Below are 17496 nucleotides of genomic sequence, written 5' to 3'. Positions count from 1 at the left end.
CCGGGCAGGCCGTCAGTTGTCGTAGCCCAGGTTGGGTGCCAGCCAGCGCTCCGTCACGCTCAGGTCCTGGCCTTTGCGTGCGGTGTAGCTGGCAACCTGATCCTTGTCGACTTTGCCCACTGCAAAATACTGCGCCTGCGGGTGGGCAAAGTACCAGCCGCTGACCGCCGCTGCCGGGAACATCGCGTAATGCTCGGTAAGAAACACACCGCTACGGCCTGCGTGCATTTCGCGGGCCTCGGGGTCGAGCAATTGAAACAGCTGGGCTTTTTCGGTGTGGTCCGGGCACGCCGGGTAGCCGGGGGCAGGGCGGATGCCGCTGTATTGCTCTTTGATCAGTGCCTCGTTATCCAGCTGTTCGTCCTGGGCGTAGCCCCAGTGTTCCTTACGCACTTGCTGGTGCAGCCATTCGGCGCACGCCTCGGCCAGGCGGTCGGCCAGGGCCTTGACCATGATCGAGTTGTAGTCGTCGCCAGCGTCCTGATAGGCCTTGGCAACTTCTTCGGCGCCGATGCCGGCGGTGGTGATAAAGCCACCGATGTAGTCGGTCACGCCGCTGTCCTTAGGCGCAACGAAGTCGGCCAGGGAGAAGTTCGGCTTGCCGTCGGTCTTGATGATCTGCTGGCGCAGGTGGTGCAGCTTGGCAATCGGCTGGCCGTCGTCGCCGTAGACTTCCAGGTCATCGTCCTGCACCTGGTTGCTCGGCCAGAAACCGAACACGGCGCGGGCGCTGATGAGCTTTTCGTCGATCAGCTTGTTGAGCATTTCCTGGGCATCGGCGTACAGCGCAGTGGCGGCTTCACCGACCACTTCGTCTTCAAGGATGCGCGGGAACTTGCCGGCCAGGTCCCAGGAGATAAAGAACGGCGTCCAGTCGATGTATTCGGCCAGCACCCGCAGATCAATGTTGTCCAGCACCCTGGCGCCGGTAAACGTCGGCTTGACCGGGGTGTAGCTGCTCCAGTCGAACTGCGGCTTCTTGGCGATGGCGGCCGGGTAGCTCAGGCGCTCGGTGCGCGCACTACGGTTGGCGGTGCGCTCACGTACGTCGATGTATTCCAGGCGGGTTTTTTCGACAAAACCGGCCTTCAGTTCCTTGGACAGCAACTGCGTGGCCACACCCACGGCGCGTGAGGCGTCGGTAACGTAGATCACTGCATCGTTGCTGTACTTGGGCTCGATTTTCACCGCCGTGTGCGCCTTGGAGGTGGTGGCGCCGCCGATCATCAAGGGCAGGTGGAAGTCCTGGCGCTGCATCTCACGGGCCACGTGCACCATTTCATCCAGGGATGGCGTGATCAGGCCGGAGAGGCCGATGATGTCGCACTTCTGTTCCTTGGCCACCTGCAGGATTTTTTCCGCAGGCACCATCACACCCAGGTCCACGATGTCATAGCCGTTGCAACCGAGCACCACGCCGACGATGTTCTTGCCGATGTCATGCACGTCGCCCTTGACCGTGGCCATCAGGATCTTGCCCTTGGCTTGCGGTTTATCGCCTTTTTCCAGCTCGATAAACGGAATCAAGTGGGCCACGGCCTGCTTCATCACGCGGGCGGACTTCACCACCTGAGGCAGGAACATCTTGCCGGCGCCGAACAGGTCGCCGACGATGTTCATGCCGGACATCAGCGGGCCTTCGATCACTTCAATCGGGCGCGCGAACGACTGCCGGGATTCTTCGGTGTCTTCGACGATATGGGTGGTGATGCCCTTGACCAGCGCGTGCTCGAGACGCTTGTTGACGTCCCAGCCGCGCCATTCCTCGGTTTCGGCTTCCTTGACGCTGCCGTCGCCCTTGTACTTGTCGGCAATCGCCAGCAGGGCGTCGGTGCCTTCCGGCGTGCGGTTAAGCACCACGTCTTCCACCGCGTCGCGCAGCTCGGCCGGGATCTGGTCGTAGATCTCCAGCTGGCCGGCGTTGACGATACCCATGGTCAGGCCGTTGCGGATCGCATACAGCAGGAACACCGAGTGAATCGCCTCACGCACCGGGTTGTTGCCGCGGAACGAGAACGACACGTTGGACACGCCACCGGAGGTCAGCGCATATGGCAGCTCGTCGCGGATATAGGCACAGGCGTTGATGAAATCGACGGCGTAGTTGTTGTGCTCTTCGATGCCGGTGGCGACCGCGAAGATATTCGGGTCGAAAATGATGTCTTCCGGAGGGAAGCCGACTTCATTCACGAGGATGTCGTAGGAGCGTTTGCAGATCTCTTTTTTACGCGCTTCGGTGTCGGCCTGGCCGGCTTCGTCGAAGGCCATCACCACCACCGCCGCGCCGTAGCGCTTGCACAGCTTGGCGTGGTGAATGAACTGCTCGACGCCTTCCTTCATGCTGATCGAGTTGACGATGCCCTTGCCCTGAATGCACTTGAGGCCGGCTTCGATCACTTCCCACTTGGAGGAGTCGATCATGATCGGTACGCGGGAGATGTCCGGCTCACCGGCAATCAGATTGAGGAAGGTGACCATGGCCTTCTTCGAATCGAGCATGCCCTCGTCCATGTTGATGTCGATCACCTGCGCGCCGGCTTCCACCTGCTGCAGGGCGACTTCCAGGGCTTCGGTGTAGTTGTCTTCACGGATCAGACGGGCGAACTTGGCGGAACCAGTGATGTTGGTACGCTCGCCGACGTTGACGAACAACGAGCTGCGATCAATGGTGAACGGCTCCAGGCCCGACAAGCGGCAGGCCTTGGGAATGTCCGGAATTTGGCGCGGCGCATACCCGGCCACCGCCTTGGCGATGGCCTCAATGTGGCCCGGCGTGGTGCCGCAGCAACCGCCGACGATGTTGAGGAAACCGCTCTGGGCGAACTCTTCGATGACCTTGGCGGTTTGTGACGGCAGTTCGTCGTACTCGCCGAACTCGTTGGGCAGGCCGGCGTTTGGGTGCGCCGACACATGGGTGTTGGCCTTGTTCGACAGTTCTTCCAGATACGGGCGCAGTTCGCTGGCGCCCAAGGCGCAGTTGAGGCCCACCGAAATCGGCTTGGCGTGCGCCACCGAGTTCCAGAACGCTTCGGTGGTCTGGCCCGACAGGGTACGGCCGGAGGCGTCGGTGATGGTGCCGGAGATCATGATCGGCAGTTCGACGTTCAACTCTTCAAACACGCCTTGCACGGCGAAGATCGCGGCCTTGGCGTTGAGCGTGTCGAAGATGGTCTCGATCAGGATCAGGTCGGCGCCACCTTCGATCAGGCCCTTGGTGGCCTCGGTGTAGTTTTCCACCAGTTCATCGAAGGTCACGTTGCGGTAGCCGGGGTTGTTCACGTCCGGCGACAGCGAGCAGGTGCGGCTGGTCGGGCCCAGCACGCCGGCAACAAAACGCGGCTTGGCCGGGGTCTCGGCTGTTTTGGCGTCGGCGATCTTGCGCGCCAGGCGGGCGCCTTCTACGTTGAGTTCATAGGCCAGTTCTTCCATGCCGTAATCGGCCATGGAGATACGCGTGGCGTTGAAGGTGTTGGTTTCCAGAATGTCGGCGCCGGCATCCAGGTAGGCCTTTTCGATGCCGCCGATCACGTCCGGGCGGGTGAGTACCAGCAGGTCGTTGTTGCCTTTGACGTCACTGGGCCAGTCAGCAAAGCGTTTGCCGCGATAATCCTGCTCTTCGAGCTTGTAGCTCTGGATCATCGTGCCCATACCACCATCGAGGATCAGGATACGGTCCTTGAGGGCTTGATGAAGGGCTTGCAGACGAACGCTACGGTCGGACATGGGGCTACTCTGGTCAGGCATTTCGGAGGGCGTGAATCATAGCAAACCTGTGCCGATTTAGAGCATGTCGTGGTTTTGCATGAATATCGTTCATGTTGGTACGGGCCTTGGCCCGGTAGACTCGCCGGCACTTATAGCGCACGCATTGAATCGGGACCGGATACATGTCACTTCGTCTACTCACCAGCGCCGTCCTGGCACTGGTCGCCTGCGTTGCACAGGCCAACGGACCCGCCCCGGCGATTTCCTATACCCGCGACATCCAGCCGATCTTCACCGAAAAATGCGTGGCCTGCCATGCCTGCTACGACTCCGCGTGCCAATTGAACCTGGGCAGCGCCGAGGGCGCGGCCCGTGGCGCGAGCAAAACTCCGGTGTATGACGGCGAGCGCAGCCAGGCCACACCGACCACGCGTTTGTTCTACGACGCCTTCGGCAAGCAGGCCTGGCAGCAAAAAGGCTTCTATTCGGTACTCGACGCCCAAGGCAGCCAGGCTGCGTTGATGGCGCGCATGCTGGAACTGGGGCATAACGCACCGCTGCAACCGAATGCCAAGCTGCCCGACGAGATCGTGTTGGGCCTCAACCGCCAGAACCTGTGCGCCATGCCCGGCGAGTTCAATGCCTACGCCGGCAGCCATCCCAAGGAAGGCATGCCGCTGGCGGTCACCGGTTTGACTGACCAGCAATACCAGACCCTGCAACGCTGGCTCGCCTCCGGTGCGCCGATTGATGAACAAGGCCTGGCGCCGAGTGCCAGGGAAGCCCTGCAAGTACAGCAGTGGGAAAACCTGTTCAACCAGCCCGGCGCCCGCGAAAGCCTGGTGGCTCGCTGGTTGTACGAGCATTTATACCTGGCGCATATCTACTTCGAAAACGGCGAGCCGGGGCATTTCTTCCAGTGGGTGCGTTCGCGCACGCCAAGTGGTCAGCCCATCGACCTGATCGCTACCCGTCGCCCCAATGATGATCCGGGCACCCAGGTGTATTACCGCCTGTGGCCGGTGCAGGGCGTGATCGTGCATAAAACCCACATCACTTACCCGCTCAGTGCGGCGAAAATGCTGCGTATCAAAGACCTGTTCTATTCCGGCGAATGGCAGGTGAGTGCCTTGCCGGGCTATGGCCCTGGTCGCCGTGCCAACCCGTTCGAGACCTTCGAAGCCATCCCGGCCAAGGCCCGCTACCAGTTCATGCTCGATAACGCCGAGTATTTTGTGCGCACCTTTATACGCGGGCCGGTCTGCCGTGGGCAGATCGCCACGGACGTAATCCGCGACAATTTCTGGACGCTGTTCCAGGACCCGGACCACGACCTGTACATCACCGATGCACGCTATCGCGGCCAGGCCACGCCGCTGCTGGCGATGCCGGGGCAGAACGATGACGTGGGCAGCGTGCTCAGCCTGTGGCTGGCCTATCGCGACAAGCGCAACCAATACGAAGCCTTGCGCCGAGACAGCTACGCGGACGTGCCGCCGCCGAGCTGGTCGACCTTGTGGGCGGGGAATGACAATGCCTTGCTGACGATTTTCCGGCATTTCGACAGTGCTGCGGTGACCAAAGGCTTGATTGGCGAAGTACCGCAGACGATGTGGTTGTTCGACTATCCGCTGCTGGAGCGCACCTATTACCAGTTGGCAGTGAATTTCGATGTGTTCGGCAATGTGTCGCACCAGGCCCAGACCCGGCTGTATTTCGACCTGATCCGCAACGGCGCCGAGCAGAACTTCCTGCGCCTGATGCCGGCCGATACCCGCGATGACTTTATGGATGACTGGTACCAGAACAGCGGCAAGCTCAAGCTGTGGCTGGACTACGAGGCGATTGACGACGACAAGCCAAGCGGCTTGCATCTGGATGAAAAAGACCCGAAGCGTGACTTTGCCAACCAGTTATTGACGCGTTACGGCAATTTGAATGCCAGCCCGGATCCGATCAATCGCTGTACGGGTGCTTACTGCTCGCGGGACGGTATCGACCCGGCGTTGCAGGACGCGGAGCAGGCATTGAGCCGGCTGACATCGCGCCCGGCGGCGGGGCTCAAGGTGATTGATCAGTTGCCTGAGGCAACCATGCTGCGTATCGAGACCGCCAGCGGCAAGCGCGTGGTTTACAGCCTGCTGCGTAACCGCGCGCACAGCAATGTGGCGTTCCTGCTGGGCGAGGCTTATCGCTATCAGCCGGGGTTGGATACGGTGACGATCTATCCGGGTGTGCTTAGCAGCTATCCGAACTTCATCTTCAACATTCCGGCGCAGGAAGTGCCGGCGTTTGTGGCAGCCATGGAGAACGCCAAGGATGCCAAGCGGTTCGAGAAGATTGTTGATCGGTGGGGTGTGCGGCGCAGTCATCCGCTGTTCTGGCAGTACTTTCACGACCTGTCGCAGTACATCCGCGAGACGACGCCGGTGGAAGACGGGGTGCTGGATATGAATCGCTATGAAAATCTTTGATGAGGGTTTTGGGTCTTTTCCGACAAAATTACTCGGACTTTGTACCTGCGTAATATTTTGGCGTAAACTGCCGGCAAGCCTGTGAGGAGTTTCCATGACTGCCATAACCATTACCGACGCCGCCCACGATTACCTGGCTGACCTGCTGTCCAAGCAGAACACCCCAGGCATCGGCATCCGCGTCTTTATTACCCAACCCGGCACCCAGTACGCCGAGACTTGCATCGCCTACTGCAAGCCTGGGGAAGAGAAACCTGAAGACACCGCCCTGGGGCTTAAAAGCTTCACCGCGTACATCGACAACTTCAGCGAAGCCTTCCTCGACGACGCCGTGGTCGACTACGCCACCGATCGCATGGGCGGCCAGTTGACCATCAAGGCGCCCAACGCCAAGGTGCCGAACGTCAACGCCGACAGCCCGGTCAACGAGCGCATCAACTACTACCTGCAAACCGAGATCAACCCGGGGCTGGCCAGCCACGGCGGTCAGGTCAGCCTGATCGATGTGGTCGAAGACGGTATTGCCGTGCTCAAGTTCGGCGGCGGCTGCCAAGGCTGCGGCCAGGCGGACGTGACCTTGCGTGAGGGCATCGAGCGCACCTTGCTCGAACGTATCCCGGAGCTCAAGGGCGTACGTGACGTGACCGACCACACGCAGAAAGAAAACGCCTACTACTGAGTAAGGTGTTCACTGCGAATAAAAAAACGGCGCCCCGTGAGCGCCGTTTTTTATGCTTAAAATTCAATGTATTACGCAATCTACTTAACAAAGCACTCAACTGTGGGAGCTGGCTTGCCTGCGATGCCGGCCTAACAGCCAACAAATCAGGTACCTGACACACCGCTATCGCAGGCAAGCCAGCTCCCACATGTTGTTTCTGTGAATTCAGGGGCGATACAGGTGAGCATGCCCCGCCCGATACAGCGACGACTCGCTGAAACCATCACTGGCCAGCACCCGGCCCACCACAATCAACGCCGTACGCCGAAACCCTTTGGCCGCCACCTTCGCGGCAATATCCGCCAACGTGCCCATCACCCAATCCTGATCCGGCCACGTCGCGCGGTGCACCACGGCAATCGGGCAGTCCGCGCCGTAGTGCGGCAGCAGTTCGGCGACGATCTTCTCCAGATGGTTGACCCCCAGGTGAATCGCCATCGTTGTGCCGTGTTGCGCCAAACTGTCGAACGCTTCACCGGCCGGCATGCTGGTTTTATCGGCATAACGGGTCAGGATCACACTCTGGGCGATGTCCGGCAGGGTCAGCTCTGTCTCCAGCAATGCTGCGCAAGCCGACACCGCCGTCACCCCAGGGATGATCCGGAAGGGGATGCCCAAGTCGCGCAAATAACGGATCTGCTCGCCAATCGCGCCATACAGGCTTGGGTCGCCGGAGTGCACGCGCGCCACATCCTGGCCGTTGGCGTGGGCTGTCTTGATCAGCTCAATGATCTGCTCTAGGTGCAATTGGGCGCTGTTGACCACCTGTTCGGCCTGATGACCTTGCAATACCGCCGCCGGTACCAGGGAGCCGGCGTAGATGATCACCGGGCAACTGCGGATCAGCCGCTGGCCCTTGACGGTGATCAATTCCGGGTCGCCGGGGCCTGCGCCGATAAAGTAGACGGTCATGGGAGTTCCTGTTGAAAAAACGGGCGAGCATGAAAATTGCTCATGATCGAGGCGCGCAATTATCGGGATTTTAGTCGGCGCATGCCAATGCAAACGTCGCCTGGGCGGTTTTTTTGCGCGTGATCAACAGGCGAGCGGGGCGTTGAGACAGCTGTTCAGCCAGGGCCAGGGCCGCGCTTTCGGCGATGCCGTAGCAACCGGTATGCGCAAAAGCGACGGCTGACGTGTGGCTCAAGCGGTCTTGATAACCAGCCAATTGTTCTGCACTGAAACACCGCAAGGGCAGTTTCAGCAGCCGGGCCAGGGCCAGCAGGCCGGGTTCATCGTGTTTGTGATCAATGCTCGCCAACGCGGTGATGCGTTGGCGATCAATGCCGCCGTCGGCGAGGGCTGCGTCAAGCAGGCCCAGCAGGGTGTGAACATCACAGCCGCGCTGGCAACCCAGGCCGACCACCAGCGTCATGCCGAGTATTGGCCGTCGCGGTTGCGGCGAAACAGCCACGCGCTGATCCAGCCCAAGGCCAGCCAGAAGGCGACGTTGGTCAGTTGCGAGGCGATCTTGAACTGCGCTTCCAGGGCTTCGGGTGCCAGCATCGAATGCACTTGCGGTTGCGGCGCGCCGATCACGTGGGGCACGGCCAGGATCGCCACGCCCAGCACCTTGAGCAGCCAGCTACGACCAAACACCAGCAGTGCGATACCCGCAGCGGTAGAGGCCGCAGTGCCGATCCACCAGATCTGCCGTTGCGCCAGGTCGGCGGCAGCCGTGCCCGGCAACTCCGGCGGCAGGCCCAGGGTCGGCGCCAGTACAAACGTTGCGTAACCGGCCAAACCCCAGAGCAACCCTTGAGCTGTGCGGGTCGGCGCGCGCAAGGTGTAGAGACCGGCGAGCATCAGCGCGAAACCCACCGCTACCACCAGGTTGCCGCCGGTGGTCGACAGCACACGCTGCCAGCCATTTTCCGGCTCCCAGGCTTCGGCGTCGTGGGTGTGAGCTGCGGCCCCGGCGGCGTGTTCGTGCGCGACTTCGGCAACCGGGGCCTTTTCAAAGGTTTCCGCCTGCAAAATCAGCGGGGCGACCCAGAAACTTTGCAGCAGGGTCAGCAACAGGGCGGCCAGCAGGCCGGTGAAACCTGCGGTTTGAGCAATACGCTTGATCATGTCGGCAGGCCTCAGTGGCACGGGAACGCGGCGCTGTGGCGGGTGTCGTGGGCGGCGTTGTGCACCGCTTCGATATGCGAGAAACCGGCGAAGTACACCAGGCATGCGCCGAGGATCGACGCGCCGATGGCGGCGCCCAGGCGTTGGCTCAAGGTGGCGGTGCTGCTGGCGGTGTGCGAAGTGCTGCTGATGATCGACATGGCGCGTCCCTTCAGGGTTTCAGGGTGGCGCAGGCGCATGAAAACCCCGCGAGGCAGGCACGCAGGGTTCTGAACAGCGCCCGCCCACCGCGGGTTTGTTATCTGATTTTTTCGGGCCGGTCTCCGGGCTTGCGAGGGGCGCTCTTGGGAAAAGAGCCGGGCCGTATCAAGCATCTCCTTCCCATGCACAGGCACAGTGGATTTGACGCTTCGCTCGCTTACCGTTGCGGGGGCAGCACCGGACTCGTCATCACGCTATGACTCACCGGTTTCCCGTTTCACCCTGTGAAGGGCACCCGAAACAAGATGTGTAGGAGAGCATGGGCGGGGGATAGGCGTCAAATAGAGGTTTGCGACTCTCGAAATTCGGGAGCCGCTGTCGGCCAGTTGGGTGTATCGATCAGTCTGGGTAATGGAATTGGGGAGAGCTGTGAGTGCGTGTGTACTCAACGTTGCGCTGATCGAAGCGTTGATCTTGTTTGCCCGAGAACCCCAAAAACCCCACGCCGATATCCAACCGATCAAGCAACTCTTTGCGTTTGAGCAGTTCCTGAGCGACTCCCCTCGCTTGCGGACTGAATTTTTTGGCGCTTGGCAGTTCACCGGCGGCTTCTCGCAATTCGGTGAAATTCACATATTCATCGCCTGCGCCGTATTCATTGAAGTTTTTGCCGACCAGGGTTATCAGCGCCCGGTCGCTCAGGAGGTGAAATTCACCGGTCTCAGTCGCGAGATCGTCTCGGCTGATTTGACCGTCCTTACCACTGGTGAAGTCCAACTGCTGGAACAGGTCTTTGCGCTTCAACACCTCCTGTGCAATCTCGATCTGCGTTTGTGTTGGGGGCACTCCGTTCAGCGGGCGTCCATCTGCTACTCGTTGAAGGGATTTTTTGGTGATGGTCTCGGTAAAACGCGGATCGCTCATGGCATCAAAATAGGTTTGGAGTGCTTGCGCCAGTTCCCGGGGCTGGAGTTGGTCAATAGGCTCTCTCCAAATTGCAGTCGTTGGCGCTGCTTGCTGAGCGAGGGGAGAGGCGGGCAAGTGTGAATTGCCATAGGCAGGGATTGAGAGCGTCATGGTCATTTCCGTTGTAGTTGGGATCTACTCATAGGTGTCCAATGCGTTGATTGCGTTCCGGGGCATTCTGTTAATAAGTTTCTAAAATGTTTCAACCCGCCTAATGGCGAGCGTCCGGGTCCGCGTATTAATCGACATTGACCCGCTTCCCCGCACTGCGTAGCCTTGCACCTTCGAGGTTCTTCGGCCCACGCCGAAGCTAAGAAGGGAACGCGGTCAAAGCCGCGGCTGCCCCCGCAACTGTGAAGGGTTCAGCTGACTGCCACGCCACTGCCATAACGGCGGGAAGGCGCAGCCGGCGTGGGTCACCCGACTCGCAAGCCCCAAGCCAGGAGACCTGCCTCGCAACTGATTTTCTACTTAACCGGGCGGGGTGATCCGGTGACGAAATCCGCTGCTGCGCGCCGTCGCAGGGCTTATCGTCCCGTATGCCCGCCCCAAAGGGCATCCGATGAAAACACTGGCCAAACTTCCCGTCACCATCGTTACCGGCTTCCTCGGCTCGGGTAAAACCACCTTGCTGCGCCATATGCTCGACAACGCCCAGGGCCGTCGCATCGCCGTGATCGTCAACGAGTTCGGCGAGCTGGGCATCGACGGTGAAATCCTCAAGCAGTGCTCCATCGGTTGCACCGAAGAAGAGGCCAACGGCCGCGTTTACGAACTGGCCAACGGCTGCCTGTGCTGCACCGTGCAGGAAGAGTTCTTCCCGGTGATGCGCGAGCTGGTGGCACGTCGCGGCGACCTCGACCATATCCTTATCGAAACTTCGGGCCTGGCCCTGCCAAAACCGCTGGTGCAAGCCTTCCAGTGGCCGGAAATCCGCAGCGCCTGCACGGTTGACGCAGTAATCACCGTGGTCGACAGCCCGGCCGTGGCCGCCGGCACCTTCGCCGCTTTCCCGGACCAGGTTGACGCCCAGCGCAAACTCGACCCGAACCTGGACCACGAATCGCCGCTGCACGAGCTGTTCGCCGACCAACTGGCCAGCGCCGACCTGGTGATCCTCAACAAATCCGACCTGATCAGCGCCGAAGACCTGGCCCGCGTGCGCCTGGAAGTCGCCGAGGAACTGCCACCGGCGGTGAAGATCGTCGAAGCCAGCAGCGGCCGCCTGCCACTGGACGTGCTGATCGGCCTGGGCGCCGGTTCCGAAGAACACATCGACGGCCGCCACAGCCACCACGATCATCATCACGACGGTGAAGACGATCATGACCACGATCACGATGCATTCGACTCCATCTCCATCGACCTGCCGCAAGCCGACGAAGCGCTGCTGCTCGACGCCCTGACCCAGTTGGTGGTGCAGCACGGCATCCTGCGCGTCAAGGGTTTCGCAGCGATCCCGAACAAGCCGATGCGCTTGCTGATCCAGGGTGTGGGCACGCGTTTCGACAAACATTTCGACCGTGCCTGGGGCGCCGACGAAGCGCGCATCACACGCCTGGTGCTGATCGGCCAGGCGCTGGACGCGGCGGGCCTCGAAGCGCAATTGCGCGCAGCGCTCAGCGTTTAACCCATGCACCTGCTCAGGACTCAGCCGGGTGGTTTCGTTTCGGACGACAATATTGCCGACTTGGGCCAAACCCCCGCCGAACTGGTGATCCTGTGCAGCGGTGATTCCAGCCTCGCACTGTTGGCCGAGGCCGGCCGGCAGTTGCCCGACGACTACCCCAGCTTTCGTCTGGCCAACCCCATGCAGGTGCAAAACCACGCCTCGGTCGACCTCTACGTCGACGAGGTGCTGCGCCACGCCAAGGTCATCCTGATTTCACTGCACGGCGGCATCGGTTACTGGCGCTACGGCATTGAGCGCCTGGTGGAGTTGGCGGAGCGCGGCGTGCAGCTGATTCTGGTGCCGGGCGATGATCGCCCCGACCCGGAACTCAGCGGCTTAAGCACCGTTGGCATGGCTGAGCGCGACCGCCTCTGGCACTTTCTGCGCCAGGGCGGTTTGGGCAATGCGCTGGATTTTTATCGTTGCCTGGCCAGCAGCCACCTGGGCCGCGACTACGCCTGGGGCGAGCCGCAAACCCTGGCGCGCACGGCGATTTATCACCCGCATAAACCCCACCCACGCCTGAACGACTGGCAGGCCGATTGGCACGCCGACTGGCCGGTGGCGGCGGTGTTGTTCTACCGCTCGCACCTGCAGGCGGCCAATACCGGTTTTATCGACGTGTTCTGCCAACGCTTGCAGGAGGCGGGTCTTAACCCGTTGCCGATGGCGGTGGCCAGTTTAAAAGAGCCCGGCTGCCTGACGGTGGTCGAGGACTGGCTGGATGAAGTGCAGGCGGCGGTGATTTTAAACACCACCGGCTTTGCCCAATCCAGCCCGGAAGCCCCCCATTTGCGCCCGTTTCGCCGCAACATCCCGGTGATCCAGGCGATCTGCGCCCAGGACAACCAGCCCGGCTGGGAGGCCAGTGAACAAGGCCTTGGCCCACGTGACCTGGCCATGCACATCGCCTTGCCGGAGCTGGACGGGCGCATTATCAGCCGAGCCATCAGCTTTAAAGACTTGGCCTGGCGCAGCGAGCGCAGCCAATCCGACGTGGTGTGCTACCGCGCAGCGCCGGAGCGCATGGATTTTGTTGCCGAACTGGCGCGGCGCTGGGTTGAACTGGCGCGGGTACCGAATGCCGGCAAACGCATCGCACTGATCCTCGCCAATTACCCGACCCGCGACGGCCGCATCGGCAATGGCGTCGGCCTGGACACCCCGGCGGCGGCACTGAATATCCTGCGGGCGCTGCAAGCCGAAGGTTACCCGGTGCCGAGTGAGTTGCCCGCCAGCGGCACGGCCTTGATCCATGAACTGCTTGGCGGCGTCACCAACGACCTCGACAGCCTCGACCTGCGCCCGTGCCATCAAAGCCTGGGCCTGGACGACTACGAGGCGATGTTCCAGCGCTTGCCCGAAGCCAATCGCCAGGCGGTGCTGGAACGCTGGGGCGCGCCCCATAACGACCCGATGTGCCGCGACGGGCGCATGATGATCGCCGGCCTGCGCCTGGGCCTGACCTTCGTTGGCATTCAGCCGGCACGCGGCTATCAGGTGGACCACAGCGCGGTCTACCACGACCCCGACCTGGTGCCGCCCCACGGCTACCTGGCGTTCTACTTCTGGTTGCGCCACACCTACGGCGCCCATGGTGTGATCCATGTGGGCAAGCACGGCAACCTTGAATGGCTGCCGGGCAAGGGTGTCGGGCTGTCGCAACAGTGCTGGCCGGATGCGCTGCTCGGGCCATTGCCGAATATCTACCCATTTATCGTCAATGACCCAGGCGAGGGCGCCCAGGCCAAGCGCCGCACCCAGGCGGTGATCATCGACCACCTGATGCCGCCGCTGACCCGCGCCGAAACCTACGGCCCGCTGCGTAACCTGGAGCTGTTGGCAGACGAATATTACGAAGCGCAGCTGCTTGACCCACGCCGCGCCCTCGAGCTGCAAAAAGACATTCTCAAGCTGGTGCGCGAAACCCGTATCGACCAGGAACTTGAGCTGGATAAGGATGCCGACGCAGCGGTGTGGCTGCCGCGCCTGGACACCTACCTGTGCGACTTGAAGGAGTCGCAGATCCGTGATGGCCTGCATATTTTTGGCGAGTCGCCCGAGGGCCGCCTGCGCATCGACACCTTGCTGGCCCTGCTGCGCATTCCCCGTGGCGATGGCCGTGGCCCGCAATCGAGCCTGCTGCGGGTGCTGGCCAAAGCCTTTGACCTGGGTTTCGACCCGTTGGACTGCGCCCTGGCCGAACCCTGGACCGGGCGCCGTCCCGCGGTGTTGCAGAAGATCGACGCGCAGCTGTGGCGCACCGCCGGCGACACCCGTGAACGCCTGGAGCTGTATGCGGCGCGCTTGATCGAGCAAGCGCTCGAAGGCCCGCTCGAACAGCTCGAAGAACCGGGTTGGGAGGACGTAAAGTCGGTGATCGAGAGCCTGCGCATTGTTGTCGCGCCGCGCCTCGACGCCTGCGGCCCGGCCGAAATGCGCGGCTTGCTGGATGCCCTCAGTGGTCGTTTCGTACCGGCTGGGCCCAGCGGCGCGCCAAGTCGCGGGCGCCTCGACGTGCTGCCCACCGGGCGTAATTTTTTTACCGTGGATGTGCGCAACCTGCCCACCACCACGGCCTGGCGCATCGGCTTTCAATCCGCCAACCTGATCCTTGAGCGGCACTTGCAAGACCATGGCGACCACCTGCGCCAGCTCGGCCTGTCTGTATGGGGCACCGCCACCATGCGCACCGGCGGCGACGATATCGCCCAGGCCATGGCGCTGATGGGTGTGCGCCCGGTGTGGGCCACCGGCAGCCAGCGCGTGGATGACTTTGAAATCCTGCCGATCAGCCTGTTGGATCGCCCACGGGTGGATGTGACGTTGCGGGTGTCCGGGTTCTTCCGCGATGCGTTCGCCAACCTGATCCGCCTGTTCGATGCGGCGGTGCAGGCAGTGGCGGCGCTGGATGAGCCGGATGATATGAACCCGCTGGCCGCCAAGGTGCGCAGTGAGCGTGAAGCGTTGCTCGAGTCGGGCCTGGACGACGCGGCGGCTGCGAAGCAGGCGGGCTGGCGCATCTTTGGCGCTAAGCCCGGTGCCTATGGCGCGGGCGTGCAGGGTGCGATTGACGGTCGCCTGTGGCAAAGCCGCGAAGACTTGGCCGAGGTCTACCTGAACTGGGGCGGCTACGCCTATGGCGGCTCCGACGAGGGAACCGCCGCCCGCGAACAATTCGCCCAGCGCCTGAGCCAGGTGCAGGCGGTATTGCAAAACCAGGACAACCGCGAACACGACCTGCTTGATTCCAACGATTACTACCAATTCCAGGGCGGCATGCTCGCCGCCGTGGAAACCCTGAGTGGCGACAAGGCCGCCAGCTACCATGGCGACCACAGCCAGCCGGACTTGCCGAAGATCCGCACCTTGAAGGAAGAGCTCAACCGGGTGATCCGCTCCCGTGCCGCCAACCCCAAGTGGATCGACGGCGTGAAACGCCACGGTTATAAAGGCGCATTCGAGATGGCGGCCACGGTGGACAACCTGTTCGCATTCGACGCCACCACTGCGCTGATCGACGATCACCAATACGCCTTGCTCGCCGACGCTTACCTGCTCGACGCCGACACCCGCGCCTTTGTGCAGCAGCACAACCCGGCGGCACTGCGCGACATGACCGAGCGCATGCTCGAAGCCCAGCAGCGCGGCATGTGGCAGGAGCCGGGCGCGTATCGCGAGGCGTTGGAAAACCTGTTGCTGGACATAGAAGAAGACAGCTGATGACCGATATTCCCACACTGTGGCGAGCGGGCTTGCCCCGCGTTGGGCCGCGTAGCGGCCCCAATAAGGTCAACCTGGTTTTCCTGAAAGAACGCGGCGTTTGGATTTAGGGCTCTTCGCAGCCCAACGCGGGGCAAGCCCGCTCGCCACAAGAAGTAGCAGAATTTAAAGAGAGCAGGTATGACCGATATCCCCCACTTCCCGCTGTCCGCCGTGGTCGGCGCCGATGAGCTGAAACTGGCGCTGTGCCTGACCGCCATCGACCCGAAAATCGGCGGCGTGCTGATCGAAGGCCCACGCGGCATGGCCAAATCCACACTGGCGCGTGGCCTTGCGGACCTGCTCGCCAGTGGCCAGTTCGTCACCCTGCCATTGGGCGCCACCGAAGAGCGTCTGGTCGGCACCCTGGACCTGGATGCCGCGCTGGGCGAGGGCCGTGCGCAATTTTCCCCTGGTGTACTGGCCAAGGCCGATGGCGGCGTGCTGTACGTCGATGAAGTCAACTTGCTTCCCGACCACCTGGTGGACCTGCTGTTGGATGTGGCCGCCAGCGGCACCAACCTGATCGAGCGCGACGGTATCTCCCATCGCCATTCGGCGCGTTTTGTGCTGATCGGCACCATGAACCCGGAGGAGGGCGAGTTGCGCCCGCAACTGCTCGACCGCTTCGGCTTCAATGTGGCGCTGAGCGGGCGGACCTTGCCCAGCGAGCGCGGGCAAATCATCCGGCGCCGCCTGGATTTCGACAGCGACCCGGCGGCGTTCTGCCGCCAATGGGCCGAACCGCAGGCGGCGCTGCGTGAGCGTTGCACCCAGGCGCGCCAGCGGCTCGACAGCATTGAGCTGGACGACCAGGCCCTGGCGCAGATCACCGAGCGGTGCTTTGCCGCCGGTGTCGATGGCTTGCGCGCCGACCTGGTCTGGTTGCGCGGCGCGCGTGCACATGCCGCCTGGCGCGGCGCGGCTGCCATCGCCGAAGAAGATATCGAAGCGGTGGCCGAGTTCGCCTTGCGTCATCGCCGCCAACCGCAGTCAGCGTCGACAAGCCCGCCCGATCAGGGCCAGGCTGCAAAACCGTCTGACCCGTCGCCCGGCCAGGGCCAGTGGGGCGATATGCCCGCGCCCGCATTGCCCACGGGCGCCCGCCGGGAAGTACCCGCCTGGCCAAAAAAGCCCTAGGCATTCGCCCTCGACCTGACGCGGGGGCGGATGCCCGGCCCAAAGCAGGGCGACTGGAACACGGCAGGCACGGCAAGGCGCGCAGCGCCCAGCGTGGCGCGATCAATTGGTCGGGCACCTTGCTCGGTGGCCGGCCGCAGTGCCGTGAGGATCTGCTCTATCACCTGCGTAGCCGCACGCCTCATGAGCTGTGGCTGGTGATTGTCGATGCCTCGGCGTCCACCCGCCGCCATGGCGCGCTGAGCGACGCCAAAGGCCTGCTCGCCCAACTGTTTGATGACGCGTATCGACAGCGGGCGCGCATGGCGTTATTGACCGCCAGCGGGCACGCGCCTGAATGGCAGGTGCAGGGGCTCAAGGCCGCCAAAGGCTTGACCGGCTGGTTGGCGCAGCTGGGCGCCGGTGGCGGCACGCCGTTGCTGGCGGCGTTGTCCGAAGCCGGCCAATGGCTGCAAACACGTCGCCAGCGTTACCCGGCCGAGCAGCAACGGCTGCTGGTGATCACCGATGGGCGGCTCAAGGCTATCGCCGGGTTGCCTGTGCTCGACTGCCCTGGATTGCTGGTGGATATCGAGCGCGGCCCGATCAGGCTCGGCCGCGCGAAGCAACTGGCGCTTGAGCTGCAACTGGACTATCGGCCTATCGATAGTTTGTAGGCTTAATAAAACCGAGCGCTGCCTGATTCCCGCTTGTCCCCGCTTCCCATGTCACCCCGCACCTGTCAAATCCCTTAATTTTCCAAGCCTGCCGGAAGCCACTCCAGGCCCCCGGCTGCGCCCGCG

At 62.4% G+C, this 17496-nt stretch carries 12 protein-coding genes and 2 riboswitches; of the genes, 6 read left to right on the top strand and 6 right to left on the bottom strand.

Features of this window, described 5'->3' with window-relative positions; translation table 11 throughout:
* Positions 1-12: 12 nt before the first annotated feature.
* Complete coding sequence (gene metH, locus AOA59_RS24990; protein ID WP_099489453.1) at positions 13-3723, bottom strand: methionine synthase; 3711 nt, start codon at positions 3721-3723, stop codon at positions 13-15.
* A 164-nt stretch (positions 3724-3887) separates the two neighbouring features.
* Here metH and AOA59_RS24980 point away from each other — a divergent pair, with 164 nt between their 5' ends.
* Both AOA59_RS24980 and nfuA read left to right on the top strand, forming a co-directional pair.
* Positions 3888-6179: a fatty acid cis/trans isomerase gene (locus AOA59_RS24980; RefSeq protein ID WP_099489451.1), complete on the top strand. Its 2292-nt coding sequence runs from the start codon at positions 3888-3890 to the stop codon at positions 6177-6179.
* Between the two features lie 94 nt (positions 6180-6273).
* On the top strand, positions 6274-6858 hold the full coding sequence (gene nfuA / locus AOA59_RS24975) for a Fe-S biogenesis protein NfuA (protein WP_017136914.1): 585 nt from the start codon (positions 6274-6276) through the stop codon (positions 6856-6858).
* A 207-nt stretch (positions 6859-7065) separates the two neighbouring features.
* Here the strand turns inward: nfuA and cobM are convergent, their stop codons facing one another.
* The 5 genes from cobM to AOA59_RS32720 all read right to left on the bottom strand — a co-directional run bounded on the left by cobM (position 7066) and on the right by AOA59_RS32720 (position 10251).
* Complete coding sequence (gene cobM / locus AOA59_RS24970; protein WP_099489450.1) at positions 7066-7812, bottom strand: precorrin-4 C(11)-methyltransferase; 747 nt, start codon at positions 7810-7812, stop codon at positions 7066-7068.
* 70 nt (positions 7813-7882) lie between these two features.
* The gene (locus tag AOA59_RS24965; protein ID WP_099489449.1) at positions 7883-8275 is read right to left on the bottom strand and encodes a cobalamin biosynthesis protein; all 393 of its coding nucleotides are present in this window, start codon (positions 8273-8275) and stop codon (positions 7883-7885) included.
* Positions 8272-8973 (bottom strand): CbtA family protein, encoded by a 702-nt coding sequence (locus AOA59_RS24960; RefSeq protein ID WP_065911425.1) that lies wholly within the window; start codon positions 8971-8973, stop codon positions 8272-8274. The genes AOA59_RS24965 and AOA59_RS24960 overlap by 4 nt, the downstream gene beginning before the upstream one ends.
* Before the next feature lie 11 nt (positions 8974-8984).
* On the bottom strand, positions 8985-9173 hold the full coding sequence (locus AOA59_RS24955; RefSeq protein WP_056859468.1) for a CbtB-domain containing protein: 189 nt from the start codon (positions 9171-9173) through the stop codon (positions 8985-8987).
* Positions 9174-9269: 96 nt separating this feature from the next.
* Positions 9270-9488: riboswitch (cobalamin riboswitch) on the bottom strand.
* 85 nt (positions 9489-9573) lie between these two features.
* Entirely contained in the window at positions 9574-10251 is a 678-nt protein-coding gene (locus AOA59_RS32720) for a hypothetical protein (protein WP_178076290.1), read from the bottom strand.
* A 159-nt stretch (positions 10252-10410) separates the two neighbouring features.
* Positions 10411-10611: riboswitch (cobalamin riboswitch) on the top strand.
* A gap of 91 nt (positions 10612-10702) precedes the next feature.
* Here AOA59_RS32720 and cobW point away from each other — a divergent pair.
* The 4 genes from cobW to AOA59_RS24930 all read left to right on the top strand — a co-directional run bounded on the left by cobW (position 10703) and on the right by AOA59_RS24930 (position 17370).
* Positions 10703-11770: a cobalamin biosynthesis protein CobW gene (gene cobW, locus AOA59_RS24945; protein ID WP_065911427.1), complete on the top strand. Its 1068-nt coding sequence runs from the start codon at positions 10703-10705 to the stop codon at positions 11768-11770.
* A gap of 3 nt (positions 11771-11773) precedes the next feature.
* Positions 11774-15535 carry a cobaltochelatase subunit CobN gene (gene cobN / locus AOA59_RS24940; protein ID WP_099489448.1) on the top strand — a complete coding sequence of 1254 codons (3762 nt, stop codon included), beginning with the start codon at positions 11774-11776 and terminating at the stop codon, positions 15533-15535.
* A 180-nt stretch (positions 15536-15715) separates the two neighbouring features.
* Complete coding sequence (locus AOA59_RS24935) at positions 15716-16714, top strand: ATP-binding protein (protein ID WP_099489447.1); 999 nt, start codon at positions 15716-15718, stop codon at positions 16712-16714.
* 53 nt (positions 16715-16767) lie between these two features.
* Complete coding sequence (locus AOA59_RS24930; RefSeq protein WP_099489469.1) at positions 16768-17370, top strand: VWA domain-containing protein; 603 nt, start codon at positions 16768-16770, stop codon at positions 17368-17370.
* The last annotated feature ends 126 nt before the right edge of the window (positions 17371-17496 follow it).

The sequence above is a fragment of the Pseudomonas sp. 2822-15 genome (assembly GCF_002742515.1).
Classification (GTDB): domain Bacteria; phylum Pseudomonadota; class Gammaproteobacteria; order Pseudomonadales; family Pseudomonadaceae; genus Aquipseudomonas; species Aquipseudomonas salomonii.
The sequence above is the reverse complement of the archived record's forward strand: the minus strand, read 5'-3'. Positions and strand labels throughout refer to the sequence as shown.

What these genes read in the sequence shown, in the direction of transcription:
- nfuA (WP_017136914.1), top strand. Translation starts at nt 6,274, where the DNA reads ATGACTGCCATAACCATTACCGACGCCGCCCACGATTACCTGGCTGAC.
- AOA59_RS24980 (WP_099489451.1), top strand. Translation starts at nt 3,888, where the DNA reads ATGTCACTTCGTCTACTCACCAGCGCCGTCCTGGCACTGGTCGCCTGC.
- metH (WP_099489453.1), bottom strand. Translation starts at nt 3,723, where the DNA reads ATGTCCGACCGTAGCGTTCGTCTGCAAGCCCTTCATCAAGCCCTCAAG.
- AOA59_RS32720 (WP_178076290.1), bottom strand. Translation starts at nt 10,251, where the DNA reads ATGACGCTCTCAATCCCTGCCTATGGCAATTCACACTTGCCCGCCTCT.
- cobN (WP_099489448.1), top strand. Translation starts at nt 11,774, where the DNA reads ATGCACCTGCTCAGGACTCAGCCGGGTGGTTTCGTTTCGGACGACAAT.
- AOA59_RS24965 (WP_099489449.1), bottom strand. Translation starts at nt 8,275, where the DNA reads ATGACGCTGGTGGTCGGCCTGGGTTGCCAGCGCGGCTGTGATGTTCAC.
- cobW (WP_065911427.1), top strand. Translation starts at nt 10,703, where the DNA reads ATGAAAACACTGGCCAAACTTCCCGTCACCATCGTTACCGGCTTCCTC.
- cobM (WP_099489450.1), bottom strand. Translation starts at nt 7,812, where the DNA reads ATGACCGTCTACTTTATCGGCGCAGGCCCCGGCGACCCGGAATTGATC.
- AOA59_RS24955 (WP_056859468.1), bottom strand. Translation starts at nt 9,173, where the DNA reads ATGTCGATCATCAGCAGCACTTCGCACACCGCCAGCAGCACCGCCACC.
- AOA59_RS24935 (WP_099489447.1), top strand. Translation starts at nt 15,716, where the DNA reads ATGACCGATATCCCCCACTTCCCGCTGTCCGCCGTGGTCGGCGCCGAT.
- AOA59_RS24960 (WP_065911425.1), bottom strand. Translation starts at nt 8,973, where the DNA reads ATGATCAAGCGTATTGCTCAAACCGCAGGTTTCACCGGCCTGCTGGCC.